Source organism: Mycobacterium sp. NPDC050551 (genome assembly GCF_040674075.1).
Lineage (GTDB): Bacteria > Actinomycetota > Actinomycetes > Mycobacteriales > Mycobacteriaceae > Mycobacterium.
Genome location: NZ_JBFARC010000005.1, coordinates 67,810 through 83,915, shown reverse-complemented (window position 1 = coordinate 83,915; position 16,106 = coordinate 67,810). Strand labels below are relative to the sequence as shown.

Annotated in this window: 16 protein-coding genes; 10 read left to right on the top strand and 6 right to left on the bottom strand. The window is 70.9% G+C overall.

Annotated features, from left to right (window positions below):
• The first annotated feature begins 1 nt into the window (after position 1).
• The gene (locus AB0K11_RS20280) at positions 2-724 is read left to right on the top strand and encodes a cobalt-precorrin-6A reductase (protein WP_364981822.1); all 723 of its coding nucleotides are present in this window, start codon (positions 2-4) and stop codon (positions 722-724) included.
• Here the strand turns inward: AB0K11_RS20280 and AB0K11_RS20275 are convergent.
• From AB0K11_RS20275 to cobG, 4 genes are read right to left on the bottom strand one after another with little or no spacing between them, the layout of a single operon-like run.
• Positions 711-1,775 (bottom strand): aminoglycoside phosphotransferase family protein, encoded by a 1,065-nt coding sequence (locus tag AB0K11_RS20275; protein ID WP_364980831.1) that lies wholly within the window; start codon positions 1,773-1,775, stop codon positions 711-713. The two genes, AB0K11_RS20280 and AB0K11_RS20275, sit on opposite strands and share 14 nt — an antisense overlap.
• Positions 1,776-1,787: 12 nt before the next feature.
• Complete coding sequence (locus AB0K11_RS20270; protein ID WP_364980828.1) at positions 1,788-3,269, bottom strand: precorrin-2 C(20)-methyltransferase; 1,482 nt, start codon at positions 3,267-3,269, stop codon at positions 1,788-1,790.
• The gene (locus AB0K11_RS20265) at positions 3,266-3,892 is read right to left on the bottom strand and encodes a precorrin-8X methylmutase (protein ID WP_364980825.1); all 627 of its coding nucleotides are present in this window, start codon (positions 3,890-3,892) and stop codon (positions 3,266-3,268) included. Before AB0K11_RS20265 ends, AB0K11_RS20270 begins: the two co-directional genes overlap by 4 nt.
• A gap of 4 nt (positions 3,893-3,896) precedes the next feature.
• Positions 3,897-5,021, bottom strand: coding sequence for a precorrin-3B synthase (gene cobG / locus AB0K11_RS20260; RefSeq protein WP_364980822.1), 1,125 nt, complete (start codon positions 5,019-5,021; stop codon positions 3,897-3,899).
• Positions 5,022-5,257: 236 nt separating this feature from the next.
• Here cobG and AB0K11_RS20255 point away from each other — a divergent pair, with 236 nt between their 5' ends.
• Positions 5,258-5,521 (top strand): hypothetical protein, encoded by a 264-nt coding sequence (locus AB0K11_RS20255; protein WP_364980819.1) that lies wholly within the window; start codon positions 5,258-5,260, stop codon positions 5,519-5,521.
• A gap of 2 nt (positions 5,522-5,523) precedes the next feature.
• On the opposite strand, the gene AB0K11_RS20250 is transcribed toward AB0K11_RS20255, so the two are convergent.
• Positions 5,524-6,435, bottom strand: coding sequence for a TauD/TfdA family dioxygenase (locus AB0K11_RS20250; RefSeq protein ID WP_364980816.1), 912 nt, complete (start codon positions 6,433-6,435; stop codon positions 5,524-5,526).
• A gap of 171 nt (positions 6,436-6,606) precedes the next feature.
• Between AB0K11_RS20250 and AB0K11_RS20245 the strand changes: the two genes are divergently transcribed.
• From AB0K11_RS20245 to AB0K11_RS20215, 7 genes are all read left to right on the top strand, one after another.
• Positions 6,607-7,254: an ABC transporter permease gene (locus AB0K11_RS20245; RefSeq protein WP_364980813.1), complete on the top strand. Its 648-nt coding sequence runs from the start codon at positions 6,607-6,609 to the stop codon at positions 7,252-7,254.
• Positions 7,251-8,441 (top strand): ATP-binding cassette domain-containing protein, encoded by a 1,191-nt coding sequence (locus tag AB0K11_RS20240; protein ID WP_364980809.1) that lies wholly within the window; start codon positions 7,251-7,253, stop codon positions 8,439-8,441. Before AB0K11_RS20245 ends, AB0K11_RS20240 begins: the two co-directional genes overlap by 4 nt.
• Positions 8,438-9,208 carry an ABC transporter permease gene (locus AB0K11_RS20235; RefSeq protein WP_364980806.1) on the top strand — a complete coding sequence of 257 codons (771 nt, stop codon included), beginning with the start codon at positions 8,438-8,440 and terminating at the stop codon, positions 9,206-9,208. Before AB0K11_RS20240 ends, AB0K11_RS20235 begins: the two co-directional genes overlap by 4 nt.
• Positions 9,205-10,182, top strand: a complete 978-nt coding sequence (locus AB0K11_RS20230; protein ID WP_364980803.1) for a glycine betaine ABC transporter substrate-binding protein — start codon at positions 9,205-9,207, stop codon at positions 10,180-10,182. Before AB0K11_RS20235 ends, AB0K11_RS20230 begins: the two co-directional genes overlap by 4 nt.
• A gap of 279 nt (positions 10,183-10,461) precedes the next feature.
• Positions 10,462-14,046 carry a cobaltochelatase subunit CobN gene (cobN, locus tag AB0K11_RS20225; RefSeq protein ID WP_364980800.1) on the top strand — a complete coding sequence of 1,195 codons (3,585 nt, stop codon included), beginning with the start codon at positions 10,462-10,464 and terminating at the stop codon, positions 14,044-14,046.
• 26 nt (positions 14,047-14,072) lie between these two features.
• Complete coding sequence (locus AB0K11_RS20220; protein WP_364980797.1) at positions 14,073-14,456, top strand: PPOX class F420-dependent oxidoreductase; 384 nt, start codon at positions 14,073-14,075, stop codon at positions 14,454-14,456.
• Between the two features lies 1 nt (position 14,457).
• On the top strand, positions 14,458-14,841 hold the full coding sequence (locus AB0K11_RS20215) for a PPOX class F420-dependent oxidoreductase (protein WP_264015745.1): 384 nt from the start codon (positions 14,458-14,460) through the stop codon (positions 14,839-14,841).
• Here AB0K11_RS20215 and AB0K11_RS20210 read toward each other — a convergent pair.
• The gene (locus tag AB0K11_RS20210) at positions 14,838-15,488 is read right to left on the bottom strand and encodes a dienelactone hydrolase family protein (protein ID WP_364981819.1); all 651 of its coding nucleotides are present in this window, start codon (positions 15,486-15,488) and stop codon (positions 14,838-14,840) included. The genes AB0K11_RS20215 and AB0K11_RS20210 overlap by 4 nt on opposite strands.
• Before the next feature lie 104 nt (positions 15,489-15,592).
• Here AB0K11_RS20210 and AB0K11_RS20205 point away from each other — a divergent pair, with 104 nt between their 5' ends.
• Positions 15,593-16,105, top strand: a complete 513-nt coding sequence (locus AB0K11_RS20205; RefSeq protein ID WP_364980793.1) for an FxsA family protein — start codon at positions 15,593-15,595, stop codon at positions 16,103-16,105.
• The last annotated feature ends 1 nt before the right edge of the window (position 16,106 follow it).

The following is a 16,106-nucleotide window of genomic DNA, read 5'->3' as shown; positions in this document are numbered from 1 at the left end:
CTTGCGGGTGTTGCTGCTCGGCGGCACGGGCGAGGCCCGCGCGCTCGCCGCCCGGCTGCATCCCGGTGTGCACGTGGTCAGTTCGCTGGCGGGCCGGGTGCCCGACCCCGCGCTGCCGGTCGGAGAGGTGCGCATCGGCGGCTTCGGCGGCGTCGAGGGACTGCGGCACTGGCTGGCGGAGGCGGGCGTCGACGCCGTGGTCGACGCGACGCACCCGTTCGCCGCCACCATCACCGCCAACGCCGCGCAGGCGTGCGGGCAATCCGGCGTGCCACACCTGGTGCTGGCCCGGCCTGCGTGGCCGCACGGCACCGCGATCGTCGTCGGCTCGGATCGGGAGGCCGCCGGAAAGGTTCAGCAGCAAGGGTTCTCGCGGGTGTTCCTGACCACCGGGCGCTCCGGCATCGCGGCGTTCACCGGCGTCGACGCCTGGTTCCTGATCCGCGCCGTCACCGCACCCGACGCCGGCGTGCTGCCACGGCGCCACGAGCTGGTGCTGTCCCGCGGGCCGTACCGCTACGACGAGGAACTGCAGCTGATGCGGGACCGTCGCATCGACGCCGTGGTCACCAAGAACAGCGGCGGAGACATGACGCGGGCCAAGCTCGACGCGGCGGCCACCCTGGATCTGCCGGTGGTGATGGTCGACCGGCCGCCGCTGCCCGCGGGAGTCGACACGGTGCACACCGTCGACGAGGCGGTGGCCTGGCTCAGCTCCCGATGAGCTCCAGCGCCCCGAGGTCGCGGATCGCCTGGCAGCCGCGCTGCGCCATCACCGCCATCATGTCGTCCCCGCGCTCGGTCGACGACGCGAACGCGCACCCCAGCACCGTGATCAGCGGGGCCTGCAGGGTGCCGAGCCGGTAGTCCCGCCAGCAGTCCTCGGCGCTGTAGTCCGGCACGCCGTGGGTGAGCAGCTCGCGGTGGTAGGCCTCGACCAACTCGCGTTCCACCTGGGGGCGCAGCTCCGACGGCAGGCTGGTGGCGAGGAAATAGGCGAGGTCGCGGGCAGGCAGACCGACACCGAGGGTCTGCCAGTCCACCACCGTCACCCGGGTGCGGTCGGGGTCGAAGAGCAGGTTGTCGAGCCGGTAGTCGCCGTGCAGCAGCGAGAACCGGTCGGGCTCGGTGAGCAGCCACGGCGTCACCACCGACATGGCCTCGACCAGCGTCTCGCGGTCCTGCGGCGACACCTTGTCGCCGAGCTTCTCGATCGTCATGTCGGCGGCCATCCTGGCGACGTCGCCCATGCCCTGGGCGGAGGCCGCATCGGGCTTCACCATCGCGATCCCGGGGGTGGCCGCGAGGTCCTCGTCACCCCAGCTGGGCCCGTGCAGACCGGCGATCGCGACCGCCGCGAGCCTCGCCTCCTCGGCGGTGCACCCGGCGATCTGGTCACCCTGGACCGCGGGCGCCATGTCGGCCAGCAGCAGCACGAAATCCGCTCCGTCCCGGTCGATCTCGCAGTGATAGCAGTCCGGCACCGGAACCGTGGTGCGGTCGGCGAGCGACTGGTAGAACGCGTGCTCGGACAGGTAGCCGAGGGTGACGCGCTCGCGCACCGCCTCGTCCTGGGCGGGCAGCTTGACCGCGAAGGTGGCGGGCAGGCGCACGTCGGCGTCGCCGTAGCCGACCGACAACCGGTAGGTGGCGCCGGTCTGGCCGGTCCCGATCGGCGCGACGTCCACCTCGCGGACGTCGGCACCCAGCACAGAGGTCAGCCACTGCGGGGTGATGTCGGTGGGCCGCGCGGGGATCGAGACGGTCGAAGTCATGCGAACTACCTATCAGGTCGGATAGCGCCGTGGTGTGAAAACCCGGTCACCGGAGTCGTCACCGTGGGAATCGTCGCGGTACCACTGGGTCTGGGAGGACCCCACGATCAGCAGGCAGCGCATGTCGACGTCGGCGGGGTCGAGGTCGGCGAGGCGCACCACCGTGATCCGCTCGTCCGGCCCGGCGACGTCGCGTCCGATCACCACCGGGGTGTCCGCGTCGCGGTGGCGCAGCAGCAGGTCGCGCGCCGCGCCCACCTGCCAGGTGCGCGACTTCGACGCCGGGTTGTAGATCGCCAGCACCAGGTCGGCGGCGGCCGCAGCGGCAAGGCGCTTCTCGATCACGTCCCACGGCTTGAGCCGGTCGGACAGCGACACCACCGCGTAGTCGTGGCCCAGGGGAGCGCCCACCCGGCTCGCGACGGCCTGGGCCGCCGTCATCGCCGGAATCACCCGCACCGCGACCCCCGGCCACTGCTTGGCCTCCTCGACGACCGCGGTGGCCATCGCGAACACCCCCGGATCGCCGGAGGACACCACGGCGACGGCGCGGCCCTGCTGCGCCAGTTCGCACGCCAGGCGGGCGCGGGCGGGTTCGTCGGTGTTGTCGCTGGGGTGCCTGCGCTGGTCGGCGCGCGGCCGGACGCGGTCCAGGTAGGGGGCGTAGCCGATCAGGTCGGTGGCCGCGGCCAACTCATGGCGGCTCTGCGGCGTCAACCAGTCCGGGTCACCGGGTCCCAGGCCCACCACGGCCACGCCACCGGGCAGCGGCGGGCGGCGGTGACCGCCGGGCAGCATCGCCAGCGAGAAGTACGGCACCGCATCGGCGTCGGCGTCGCCTGCGGGCAGCACCCGCTGCGCCGGCGTGCTCGCCCGTTCCACGTAGAAGGCGCCGTCGAGCCGATCGGCCGCCGAAAGTGCCTCCCGCACCGCCGGATAAGACCGGCCGAGCTTGAGGATGACGGCGGCGTCGGTGTCGGCGAGGCGGCGGCGCAACTCGTCGGCGGGCAGTGTGCCGGGCAGGATGGTCAGCACCTCGTCGCCCTGCACGAGCGGGATGCCGGTGGCCGCGGAGGCGGCGCTCACCGACGTCACCCCGGGCACGATCACCGCGTGAAAGCGCTCGGTGAGCCGGGTGTGCATGTGCATGTAGGAGCTGTAGAACAGCGGGTCGCCCTCGGCCAGCAGCGCCACGTCGCGGCCCGCGTCCAGGTGGGCGGCGATCCGCTCGGCGGCCTCGCGGTAGAAGTCCTCGATGGCGCCGGCATAGCCGCCGGGGTGGTCGGTGGTCTCGGTGGTGACGGGGTAGACCAGGTGCTCCTCGATCTGTCCGTCACGCAGATAGGGTTCGGCGATGCCGCGCGCGATGCTGCGGCCGTGCCGGGCGCTGTGGTAGGCGATCACGTCGGCCTGCCCGATCACCCGGGCCGCCTTGACGGTCACCAGTTCCGGGTCGCCGGGTCCCAGGCCGACACCCCAGAGTGTGCCCCTCATTCGTGCTCACTCGCGATCGCGTTGACGGCGGCGGCCGCCATCGCGCTGCCGCCGCGCCGCCCGGTCACCATCAGATAGGCGATGCCGCGCGGGTTGTCGACGAGTTCCTGCTTGGATTGCGCGGAGCCGACGAAGCCGACCGGCCCACCGAGCACCGCGGCCGGGACCGGCGCGCCGGCGTCGATCAGCTCGAGCAGGCGGAACAGCGCGGTCGGCGCGTTGCCGATGGCGAGCACGGCGCCGTCGAGCCGGTCGGCCCACAGTTCCACCGCGGCCGCCGACCGGGTGTTGCCGGTGCGCTCGGCGTGTGCGGCCGCCCGCGGGTCGGCCACCAGCGACACCACCTCGTTGTCCGCGGGCAACCGGGACCGGGTGATGCCCGCGGCGACCATCGAGGAGTCGCAGAGCACGGGAGCGCCCGCGGCCAGCGCGGCGTGGGTGCGGGCGACGACGTCATCGGTGAAGGCCACATGCTCGGCCACGTCGACCTGACCGCAGGTGTGGATCAACCGCACCACCACCCGCGCGACATCGGCGGGGAAACGGGTCAGATCCGCCTCGGCGCGGATGGTCGCGAACGACTGACGGTAGATCTCCGCCGCGTCGCGGATGTAGTCGAGCACGCGCTCACCCTACGGTGCGCGACACCCGCCGCTGATAGCCGGAGTCGGTCGCCACGAGCACGTCACCGGTGGCGGGGCTGCCGCAGGCGCGCTCGCAGCCGACGAAGTGGCGGTGGCCCTCGGCGGGGGTGTGCACGGCGGCTGCGGCGTCGGCCCGCACGTCGGCCGCGGACCGCTCACATCCGGGACTCCCGGTGCACGCGCTGATATCCAGCCACGGCGAGTTCGCGTCGAAGACCAGGCCCATCGGCGCCAGCACCCGCAGCGCCACGTCGGCGACGCCCTCGTCCAGATCGTGCACCAGCACCGAACGCCACGGCGTGATCACCATCGGCGCCTCGATCGCGGCCAGGAATTCGGCGACGCGGGCCTGCAGCACGCCGAGGGGCACCGCGGCGCCCAGGGTGACGCGGCCGTCGTCCTGGGGCAACCATCCGACGGGCGGCCGGGCCGACGGCGGCCATGTCCGGCCCGCGGGGGCCGGCCGGTCGAACCCGTCGAGCAGCGCCTCGATGTCGGTGAGTTCGTCGACACGCCAGCACGTTCCGCGGCAGGCGGCGAACCGCACGGCGATCGTGACGAGCGTTTCGACCACGTCGGCGGGGGACAGCCGTACCCCGGTGTCGCGGCCGGCCAGCAGGAGCGCGGCGGTCTCGCCGTCGAGCATGTGCACACCGGTGTCGGCGGCCAGCCCGGAGACGTCGCCGCGGCCGTCGTCGAGGCCGAACCAGAACCGGCCGGACAGCCCGGCCAGCTCCGGCGCGCCCTGGATGCCGTCGTCCAGCAGACTCACCAGGGCGCGGACGTCGGCGGCGCCCCCCGTGCGGCCGGACAGCGGCGACGCGACGACGTTGCGCACCCGCTCGTGGGACGCCGACGGCAACAGTCCGGCGGCGGCGACCGCGTCGGCGAGTGCGGCGGTGTCGGTGACGGCGCGGATCTGGACGTTGCCGCGGGAGGTGATCTCCATTGCCGGCGAACCGAATTCGTTGGCCGCCGTGGCCAGCGCCCGCAGCTGGTCGGGTGTCACCATGCCGCCGGGCAGGCGCACCCGCGCCAGCGCACCGTCGGCGGCCCGGTGCACGCTGAGTGCGCCGGGGCAGGCGTCCTGGTCACGGTGTCGGCTCATCGGTGCCACCATTCTAGGAGTCCGGCCGAGCGTGGCGATGGCGCGTTAGCGAGGAAGTGGTCCGGTGTCGTCTCCTGCCGCCGCGCAGATAGCTGACATTCCACTGAACAGGACTGACAGCGACAGAGGCGGTAGCCACGCGCACGGGTAGTCGACTACGCGTGAGGTAGCTGGGGTCGCGCCGTAGCGTTCGGTTCATCAAGTCCGGGGGGTCCGGACGCGAGGGGGTTGATAAGATGACCGAACTGTCAACGGCACCAGCCGCGGCGACGATGCCGCTGGTCGTGCCGGTCGCGGCTGAGCCGACCAACCAGGTGCTGATCACCGAGCAGCAGGTGCTGTTCTCCACCGCCGCGGCCGCACCGTTGGCGCCCCGCAGGCCACACCGGATCGCCCAGTGGCTGCACGCGTTCTTCGAGGCCCCGCAGCGGCCGAAGCCACCCGCGCGCCTGGACTTCCTGGAGCGCTCCCTGATGTCGCGGGAGATGGGCCGGCTCTAGCGTCAGCTGGCCAGCGCGATCGGTGTCACCACCGCCGAATAGTGTGACGCGTCACCGGAGATCACCCTGCTGCGCCTGCCGTGGACGTCCACCGGGATGTCCCCGGCCAGGGTGACCCGGCTGAGCCGGCGGAACTGGTCGTCGTAATCGGAGACCGCGTAGTGCTGGGTGGCCCTGTTGTCCCAGATCGCCACGTCACCCGGTGCCCAGTTCCAGCGAATGGTGTTCTCCAGCCTCGTGATCCGGGTCTGCAGCAGACCGAACAGGGCGGCCGACTCCGCGGAGTTCAAGCCGACGAAGTGTTTGACGAAGTGGCCGAGCACCAGCACCCGCCGTCCGGTCTCCGGATGCACCCGCACCACCGGATGCTCGGTCTCGTAGTAGTCCTTGACGAACTCCGACCGGTACTGCCGCTCGGCGGCCGACGCCGATGCCGATGGCGTCTCGACATCGGCGATGTAGTCGTACGCGTTGGTGTGCACCGCCCACAGGTTGTCCACCAGCGCGCGCAGCGGTTCCGGCAACCGGTCGTAGGCGGCCTCGGTCGACGCCCACGTGGTGGTACCGCCGTATTCGGGCAGCGTCACCGCCCGCAGCAGCGAGGCCTTCGGGATGCGGTCGACGAACGTCACGTCGGTGTGCCAGCTGTTGGCCTTGTCGTAGCGCGAGTCGATCGGCAGCACCCGCTCACCGCGGGAGGTCACGGTGGGATGGGCCGTCGTCGGCGTCCCGAGCCTGCGTGCGAACGCCAGTTGACCGTCGTCGTCCAGGTCGTGCTGCTCGCGGAAGAAGACGACCTTGTGCTCGAGCAGCGCGTCGTTGATGCGTGCCGCCGTCCCCGCGTCGGACACGCTGCTCAGCTGGACTCCATCGATGCGGGCTCCGATACGGGCACCCAGTTTCACCACGCGCACGGGCGCACACGCTGCCGCAACGGCGCTCGCCGGCCCAGGGTTTCACTCAGTGAGAACCGAACTGGCTGCAGCAGCGCCCCGTTTTGATCTAGTCGGGTTCGGGTACCAGCCAGCCACCCCGGGCGTAGGGTGCTGCGCACACACGGGACGAAACCTACAGCGGAGGTGGGCGTGCGAGGTCTGTGGGACTACGTGACCTCCCATCAATCCCAGCTCCTGTTCGACTCCTATCAGCACGTCAGCGCGGTGGTGCAGAGCGTGCTGATCGCCACCGTCATCGGCGTGGCGGTCGGTGTGCTCACCTACCGCAGCCCGCTGGCCGCCAACCTCGCCACGACCACGTCGAGCATCATCCTGACGGTCCCGTCCTTCGCGCTGCTCGGCCTGCTCATCCCGCTGTTCGGCCTCGGCGTCGCGACCAGCGTGGCGGCGCTGGTGCTGTACTCGCTGCTGCCGATCGTCCGGAACACCATCGTCGGGCTCACCGCGATCGACCCCGCCCTCACCGACGCGGCGCGTGGCATCGGGCTGAGCCGGCTCGGCACCCTCGGCCGCGTCGAGATCCGGCTGGCCTGGCCGTCGATCCTGTCGGCCATGCGGATGAGCACCCAGATGTCGATGGGCGTGCTGGCCATCGCCGCCTACGTCAAGGGCCCGGGTCTGGGGAACCTGATCTTCGCCGGGCTGGCCCGGGTCGGCAGCCCCACGGCGCTGCCGATGGCCCTGGCCGGCACCCTGCTCATCGTCATCCTGGCGCTCGCGCTGGACGCCCTGCTCGTTCTGCTCGGGCGCCTCACCACATCGAAAGGTGTTCGATGACAACCGGACTGACAGCCGAAAGCCCCGCCGAGCAGGACCCGACCGGGGTGCGGATCCTGCTCGACAACGTCTCGAAGGTGTACCCGGGGTCCAAAGACCCTGCGGTGGAGAATGTCTCGCTCGAGATCCCGGCCGGCGAGATCGTCGTCTTCGTCGGCCCGTCGGGGTGCGGCAAGACCACCACGATGCGGATGATCAACCGGCTGTCCGAGCCGACGTCGGGTCGCATCGAGATCGGCGACAAGGACGCGCTGTCGATCAAGCCGACGGAGCTCCGGCGTTCGATCGGCTACGCCATCCAACAGGCCGGCCTCTTCCCGCACATGACGATCCGGCAGAACGTCGGCCTGGTCCCGGGCCTGCTGGGCTGGGATCGCAAGCGCATCGGCGACCGCGTCGACGAACTGCTCGACATGGTGGGGCTCGAGCCCGCGCAGTACGCGCAGCGGTATCCGCGCCAGCTGTCGGGCGGCCAGCAGCAGCGGGTCGGGGTGGCCCGCGCACTGGCCGCCGATCCGCCGGTGCTCCTCATGGACGAGCCGTTCGGCGCGGTGGACCCGATCACCCGCAGCACCCTGCAGGACGAGCTGCTGCGGCTGCAGACCGAACTGCGCAAGACGATCGTCTTCGTCACCCACGACTTCGGCGAGGCGGTCAAGCTCGGTGACCGCATCGCGGTGCTGGGGCAGCGGTCCAAGGTGCTGCAGTACGACACGCCGCAGACCATCCTGGCCAGCCCCGCCGACGACACCGTCGCCGGCTTCGTCGGATCAGGAGCCTCGCTGCGGCAACTCGGCCTGCTGCGGGTCAAGGACGTCGACCTGCGGCCACATCCGGCCGTGCGCCGCGACGACACGGTCGAACAGGCCCGCACCGCGCTGGCCGGAACCGACTTCGACTGGCTGGTGCTGCTCGACGACCGTGACCGCCCGGTCAGCTGGGTGCGCGAGAAGCGGCTGCGGCACGCCGGCTCGCTCAGCGACGTCGCCGAGCCGCTCGACGTGGTCAGCACACAGTCGACACTCGAGGACGCGCTCGAGGCGATCCTGGCCGAACAGCACGCCTCCGCGGTGGTCGCCGGACCCGGCAGCCGGTACGTCGGGGTCGTCACGCTGGACACCCTGATCGAGACCATCACCACGCTGCGGTCGGACGCGGAGGCCGCCACCGGGAACGACGAACCGTGACCACTGCCGTCAAGACCGTCGACACACCCAAGGCCACCGCGGCCGAGCGGGTCCGGCTCTACATCCAGCCGGTGCTGGTGCTCATCGTCGCTGCAGCCGTGGTGTTCTGGGCGTTCAACCGCGATCTCACGGCCACCCAGAAGGAGAACATCAATCCCGGCAACGTCGCCTCGCTGATCTGGCAGCACCTGCTGATCACCGGGGCCGTCACGGCGATCGTCCTGCTCATCGGCGTTCCGCTCGGAGTGCTCGTCACCCGTCCCGGCGCGAAGGTGTTGCGGCCGTTGGTGATCGGTGTGGCGAACATCGGGCAGGCGGCGCCGGCGATCGGCCTGCTGGTGCTGTTGTTCCTGCTCACCGCACGGACCGGGTTCTGGATCGGCGTGCTGCCGATCGCGCTGTACTCGCTGCTGCCCGTGCTGTCCAGCACCATCCTGGGCATCGATCAGGTCGACCGGTCGCTGATCGACGCCGGCCTCGGCCAGGGCATGTCGCGCGCCGCGCTGCTGCTGCGGGTCGAACTGCCGCTGGCCGTGCCCTACATCCTGGCCGGGCTGCGCACCTCCCTGGTGCTGGCCGTCGGTACCGCCACTCTGTCCTTCCTGGTCAATGCGGGCGGTCTGGGCATCCTGATCGACACCGGCTACAAGCTGCAGGACAACGTGACGCTGATCCTGGGCAGTGTGTTGGCGGTGTGCCTGGCGCTGCTGGTGGACTGGGTCGGCGGGCTCGCGGAGTTCTACGTCGGCCCCAAGGGCCTGCGGTGACGGCGCGGCGGGCGTTGCTCGCGCTGGCGTCGTGTGTCGTATTGGTGCTGCCCGGCTGCGGCCTGGGATCCGGCAGCGCGGTGCCGTTCGAGGTGGGTCCCGGATCGATCCAGCCTGCGCCGGAACTGCAGGGCGTGAAGATCACCGTCGGCTCCAAGGAGTACACCGAGCAGGTCATCCTGGGCTACATCCTGGAGTACACCCTCGCCGCGGCCGGCGCCGAGGTCCGCGACCTCACCGGGATCGTCGGCTCGCGCAGCACCCGCGAGGCACAGTTGCGCGAACAGGTCGACGTCGCTTACGAATTCACCGGCAACGCCTGGATAAACTATCTCGGCAACGAGAAGCCGATTCCGAACACCCGCGAGCAGTACGAGGCGGTGCGCGACGCGGACCTCGCCCGCAACGACATGGTGTGGCTGGAACCGGGACCGATGGACGACACCTACGCACTGGCCGCCAGCAGGCGGGTGGTCGAGCGGACCGGCGTGCGCACCCTGTCTCAGTACGCCGACCTGGTGCGCCGCGACCCCGCCGCCGCGAAGACGTGTGTGGACACCGAGTTCCGGGCCCGCCAGGACGGTTTCCCGGGGATGGCCGCCGCCTACGGGTTCGACCCGGCCCGTGCCCAGACGCCGATCCTGCAGGTCGGCATCATCTACCAGGCCACTGCCGACGCCACACAGTGCGATTTCGGCGAGGTGTTCACCACCGACGGCCGGATCGCCGCACTCGACCTGGTGGTGCTCACCGACGACAAGCAGTTCTTCGCGCACTACAACCCGTCGGTCACCATGAAGCGCGACTTCTTCGACGCCCACCCCGAGATCGCCGCGGTGACCGCGCCGGTGACGGCGGCGCTGACGAACGACGCGATCATCGAGATGAACAAGCAGGTCGACGTCGAGGGCCGTGACCCCGCCGTCGTCGCCCGCGACTGGATGATCGCCGAAGGCTTCGTCACCGACCGCTGACGTGCGCGCACGCCGTCGATGTGACGTCCTTCACATTGTCGGGCCGTGTGATCTCCTCCACACAAACGCTTTGTTTCGCCCTTGCCCCTCCGTACCTTTCAGGTGAGGCGATACCGCCGGTATCGCATACAAGGGAAGGGGGCAGCGATGTTCACCATCATCGCTCTCGTCGTCGCTCTGTTCGTCCTCATCGCCGCGATCGGACTGCCCTACCAGCAGTCGTGGCACGCGCGCTGGGGAAACTACGACCGCTGACCCCGGGTGGGGTACGAATGACGGGTGGCCCAGCCGACCCGTCATCCGACCGTCCTGTTGCTGTCGACGTCCGACACCGACCTCACCACCGCCCGCGCCAGCGGCGCGCAGTACCGGTGGGCCAATCCGACCCGCCTGGTGGCCGGTGAGCTGACGGAATTGCTGGACGGCGCCGACTGCGTCGTCGTACGGATCCTCGGCGGGTACCGCGCATGGGAGGACGGCATCGACGCCGTCGTCGCCAGCGGGGTGCCCGCCGTCGTCGTCTCCGGGGAACAGGCCCCCGACGCCGAGCTGATGCGCCGCTCGACGACACCGGCCGGCGTGGCGCTGCAGGCCCACATCTATCTCGCCCAGGGCGGGCTGGAAAACCTGAGGCGGCTGCACGCCTTCCTGTGCGACACCATCCTGATGACCGGATTCGGTTTCGCCCCACCGGAATCCACGCCTGAATGGGGCGTGCTCGAACGCGACGCCGCCGATGTCGACGGCCCCACGGTCGCCGTCCTCTACTACCGGGCCCAGCACCTGGCCGGTAACACCGGGTACGTCCAGGCACTCTGCTCTGCCATTGAAAACGCCGGGGGACAACCACTTCCGGTGTTCTGCGCGTCGCTGCGCACCGCGCCGGCCGAACTGCTCGACACGCTCGCGGCCGCCGACGCCATGGTCACCACGGTGCTGGCCGCCGGGGGAGCGACACCCGCCTCGGTGGGTGCCGGAGGCAACGACGACACCTGGGACGTCGCGCATCTCGCGGCGCTGGACGTCCCGATCCTTCAGGGGCTGTGCCTGACGAGCTCGCGCGCGCAGTGGGCGGCCAACGACGACGGGATGTCGCCGCTGGACGTCGCCACCCAGGTGGCCGTGCCGGAGTTCGACGGCCGGCTCATCACGGTTCCGTTCTCGTTCAAGGAGATCGACGCCGAGGGCCTGGTCTCCTACGTCGCCGACCCGGAGCGGTGCGCCCGGGTGGCGGGGCTCGCCGTCCGGCACGCACGGCTGCGCGCCGTCGCGCCGCCGGACAAGCGGGTCGCGGTGGTGTTCTCCGCCTATCCGACCAAGCATGCCCGGATCGGCAACGCCGTCGGGCTCGACACCCCGGCCAGCGCCGTCGAGCTGCTGCGCGCGATGGCCGCACACGGGTACGCCATCGGGGACATCCCCGGTGTCGAGGCCGGCGACGGCGACGCGCTGATCCACGCGCTGATCGAACGTGGCGGCCAGGATGCCGCCTGGCTGACCGAGGGCCAGCTGGCGGGGAACCCGATCCGGGTGGGTGCGGCCGAGTACCGCGCATGGTTCGCCACCCTGCCCGCCGAGCTCACCGACGCCGTCGTGAAGCACTGGGGGCAGGCGCCGGGCGAGCTGTTCGTCGACCGCAGCCGTGACGCCGACGGCGAGATCGTCATCGCCGCGATGCAGGCGGGCAACGTGGTGTTGATGGTGCAGCCGCCGCGCGGTTTCGGCGAGAACCCCGTCGCCATCTACCACGACCCCGACCTGCCGCCCAGCCATCACTACCTGGCGGCCTATCACTGGCTCGACGCGGGCTTCCGGGCGGACGCCGTCGTGCACCTGGGCAAGCACGGCAACCTGGAGTGGCTGCCGGGCAAGACACTCGGCATGTCCGCGGCGTGCGGCACCGACGCCGCGCTGGCGAACCTGCCGCTGATCTACCCGTTCCTGGTCAACGACCCCGGCGAGGGCACCCAGGCCAAGCGCCGCGCGCACGCCACCCTCGTCGACCACCTGATCCCGCCGATGGCCAGGGCCGAGAGCTACGGCGACATCGCCCGCCTCGAGCAGCTGCTCGACGAGCACGCCAACGTCTCGGCCCTCGATCCGGGGAAGCTGCCCGCCATCCGCCAGCAGATCTGGACGCTGATGCGGGCGGCGAAGATGGACCACGACCTCGGGCTCGCCGAGCGCCCCGACGAGGACTCGTTCGACGACATGCTGCTGCACGTCGACGGCTGGCTGTGCGAGATCAAGGACGTCCAGATCCGCGACGGCCTGCACGTGCTCGGACACCCGCCCGAGGGTGAGTCGCAGCTCGACCTGGTGCTGGCGATCCTGCGGGCCCGCCAGCTGTTCGGCGGCGAGCAGACGGTGCCCGGGCTGCGGCAGGCCCTCGGTCTGGCCGAGGACGGCAACGACGAGCGCACCGCCGTCGACGCCGCGGAGGCCGCCGCCCGCGAGCTGGTGGCCGCGCTGCAGCGGTCGGGGTGGGACGCCGGGGCCGTCGACGGGATCACCGACGACCCCGCGGTGGCGGCCGTCCTGCGGTTCGCCGCCACCGAGGTGGTGCCCCGGCTGGCGGGCACTTCCGCCGAGATCGAGCAGGTGCTTCGCGCGCTCGACGGCCGCTTCATCGCCGCGGGCCCGTCGGGCTCACCGCTGCGCGGCCTGGTCAACGTGCTGCCGACCGGCCGCAACTTCTACTCGGTGGACCCCAAGGCCGTGCCGTCCCGGCTGGCCTGGGAAACCGGTGTGGCGATGGCGGATTCGCTGCTGGCCCGCTACCGCGACGACCACGGCAGCTGGCCACGGTCGGTCGGCCTGTCGGTGTGGGGCACCTCGGCCATGCGCACCTCCGGTGACGACATCGCCGAGGTGCTGGCGCTGCTCGGTGTGCGGCCGGTGTGGGACGACGCCTCGCGGCGCGTCGTCGACCTCGAGGCGATCACACCCGCCGAGCTCGGCAGGCCCCGCATCGACGTCACCGTGCGGATCTCGGGGTTCTTCCGCGACGCGTTCCCGCACGTGGTCACGATGCTCGACGACGCGGTGGCGCTCGTCGCCGGCCTCGAGGAGCCCGCCGAGGACAACTACGTGCGCGCCCACGCCCAGGCCGACCTCGCCGAACACGGCGACCAACGTCGAGCCACCACAAGGATTTTCGGCTCCAAGCCGGGCACCTACGGCGCGGGCCTGCTGCAGCTGATCGACAGCCGCAACTGGCGCGACGACGCCGACCTCGCCGAGGTCTACACCGCATGGGGCGGATTCGCCTACGGCCGCGGCCTGGACGGCAGGCAGGCGACCGAGGACATGAACCAGAACTACCGGCGCATCGCGGTGGCCGCGAAGAACACCGACACCCGCGAGCACGACATCGCCGACTCCGACGACTACTTCCAGTACCACGGCGGGATGATCGCCACCGTGCGGGCGCTCACCGGCAAGGACCCCGCGGCGTACATCGGTGACAACACCCGCCCGGACGCGGTGCGCACCCGGACGTTGAACGAGGAGACCACCCGGGTGTTCCGTGCCCGCGTGGTCAATCCCCGCTGGATGACCGCGATGCGCAGGCACGGCTACAAGGGCGCCTTCGAGATGGCCGCCACCGTGGACTATCTGTTCGGCTACGACGCCACCGCCGGAGTGATGGCCGACTGGATGTACGAGCGGCTGAGCCACGAATACGTCCTCGACGACGAGAACCGCAAGTTCATGTCGGAGTCCAACCCGTGGGCGCTGCACGGGATGGCGGAGCGGTTGCTCGAGGCGGCGGGCCGGGGAATGTGGGCGCAGCCCGAACCCGCAACGCTGGACGGCCTGCGCCAAGTGCTGCTGGAGACCGAGGGCGACCTCGAGGGCTGATCGGCCGGAATGGGTAGGTTGCACATATGCCCGTCACATTCGCCGAGGTCGCCAAGGCCGAGTACATCCTGCTGACCACGTTCACCAAGGACGGCAGACCCAAGCCGACACCGATCTGGGCCGCGCCGTCCGGCGACGGGCTGGTGGTGATCACCCAGGAGAAGTCCTGGAAGGTCAAGCGCATCCGCAACACCCCTCGGGTCACCATCGCCGAGTGCGACCGCAGCGGCAATCCCAAGGGCGAGGCCGTCGAGGCGACGGCGAGGATCCTCGACAAGTCGGCCAACGGCCCCACCTACGACGCGATCGGCCGGCGGTACGGCCTGCTCGGGAAGGGCTTCGGGTTCTTCTCGAAGCTCAACGGCGGGCTGAAGAAGAACGTCACCGTCGAACTGACGGCGGTGAGCTGACATGGCTCCGACGTTCCAGGACGTCTACGGCGAGAAGTACCTGCTGCTGACGACGTTCACCAAGGACGGCAGGCCGAAGCCGACCCCGGTGTGGGGTGTGCCCGACGGTGACCGGCTGCTCATCAGCACCGACGACGGCTCGTGGAAGACCAAGCGCATCAACAACACTCCGCGGGTGACGATCCAGAAGTGCGGGGTGCTCGGCAAGCCCAAGGGTGAACCGGTGGAGGCGATCGCCCGGAACCTCCCCAAGTCGGAGACCCGGCGGGTGTTCGACATGGTGACCCGGCGCTACTGGTGGCACGCCTGGTGGTGGATTCCGCAGGCACTGATCCGCGGCGGTGTGGACAAGGTGCACGCGGCGATCGAGGTGCGGGCGGCCTAACCGGCGCGCAGGTGCGTGTCGAAGAACGCGAACACCCTCGACCAGGCGTCCGCGGTGGCAGCCTCGTCATAGCCGAATCCGGTGATCCGCAGCAGCGGTTGGGCCGGCAACTGGTTGGCGAAGCTGTGGCCGGCGTCCGGGTACACCTTGACGTCGGCGGTGATGTTGCGGGCCTCCACCACCTTGGTCAGTCGCTCGCCGGCGCCGATGCCCAGCGGGTCGCGCCTGCCGAAGCTCGCGACGACGGGGCACGACGCGTCGAGCGCCTCGTCGAGGCCGCGCGGCAGCGGCGTGCCGTAGAACGGCGCCGACGCGGCGAATCCGCGCGGCGACAGCAGCAGCGCGAACTGTCCACCCATGCAGAAGCCCACGATGCCGACCGGCCCGCTGCACTCGGGCATGGCGAGCAGGTGTTCGCGGGCGGCCAGGATGTCGTCGACGGTGGGACCGGTGCGGGTGAACAGGCTGCGGAACGCACTGGTGATGCATCGCACCCGGCCGCGGGAGAACAGATTCGGGGTGATGGTCACATAGCCCTCGGCGGAGATCCGCGCGGTCGTCCTGCGGTTGTCCGGGCCGTAACCGATCGCGTCGTGCACCACCACCACGCCCGGCCACGGGCCTGACCCGTCCGGTACGGACACCATCGCCTCGAGGGGACCGTTGGGTGCGGAGATCCGGATGTCGCGTACGTCGTCGGCCACGCGCCCAATCTACGGAACCCGGGGGACGTGCGGAACGTTGTCCGATCATGATGATGCGGCTGTTCCTGCTCTACGCCGTCGTCGAACTGGCGGTGCTGGTCGCGCTGGTGTCGACGCTCGGCTTCGGCTGGACACTCCTTCTGGTGCTCGCCACGTTCGTGCTCGGGCTGGCGCTGGCGGGCTCGCAACTGAGGCGCCAGATCGGCCGGCTGCAGTCCGGGCTGACCGCCGCGTCGGCCCGCGGGGCGGTGACCGACAGCGCACTCGTCGCCCTGGGCACGGTGCTGGTGGCGATCCCCGGCGTCGCGTCGTCGGTGCTGGGCGCGCTGCTGCTGCTGCCGCCGACGCGGGCGGCCGTCCGGCCCGCGGCGACGGCGCTGGCCGCCCGCCGTCTCGGCCGTGTCCCGCTGGTCACCGTGCCGGGGATGGCGCCCACCCACGGCGCCCGTGACTACAGCGACGGCGGCTACATCGACGGGGAGGTCCTCGAGGTGCACGACACCCCGCCCACCACCGCTTCGGCCGCCCTGCCCGACGTCGTGGAGCGCAAGCCCGACTAGC

Coding starts and splice junctions, on each gene's coding strand:
- AB0K11_RS20210 (WP_364981819.1), bottom strand. CDS start 15,488: ATGGTGTCCGTACCGGACGGGTCAGGCCCGTGGCCGGGCGTGGTGGTG.
- AB0K11_RS20255 (WP_364980819.1), top strand. CDS start 5,258: ATGACCGAACTGTCAACGGCACCAGCCGCGGCGACGATGCCGCTGGTC.
- AB0K11_RS20240 (WP_364980809.1), top strand. CDS start 7,251: ATGACAACCGGACTGACAGCCGAAAGCCCCGCCGAGCAGGACCCGACC.
- AB0K11_RS20275 (WP_364980831.1), bottom strand. CDS start 1,775: ATGACTTCGACCGTCTCGATCCCCGCGCGGCCCACCGACATCACCCCG.
- AB0K11_RS20205 (WP_364980793.1), top strand. CDS start 15,593: ATGATGATGCGGCTGTTCCTGCTCTACGCCGTCGTCGAACTGGCGGTG.
- AB0K11_RS20270 (WP_364980828.1), bottom strand. CDS start 3,269: ATGAGGGGCACACTCTGGGGTGTCGGCCTGGGACCCGGCGACCCGGAA.
- cobG (WP_364980822.1), bottom strand. CDS start 5,021: ATGAGCCGACACCGTGACCAGGACGCCTGCCCCGGCGCACTCAGCGTG.
- AB0K11_RS20220 (WP_364980797.1), top strand. CDS start 14,073: ATGCCCGTCACATTCGCCGAGGTCGCCAAGGCCGAGTACATCCTGCTG.
- AB0K11_RS20215 (WP_264015745.1), top strand. CDS start 14,458: ATGGCTCCGACGTTCCAGGACGTCTACGGCGAGAAGTACCTGCTGCTG.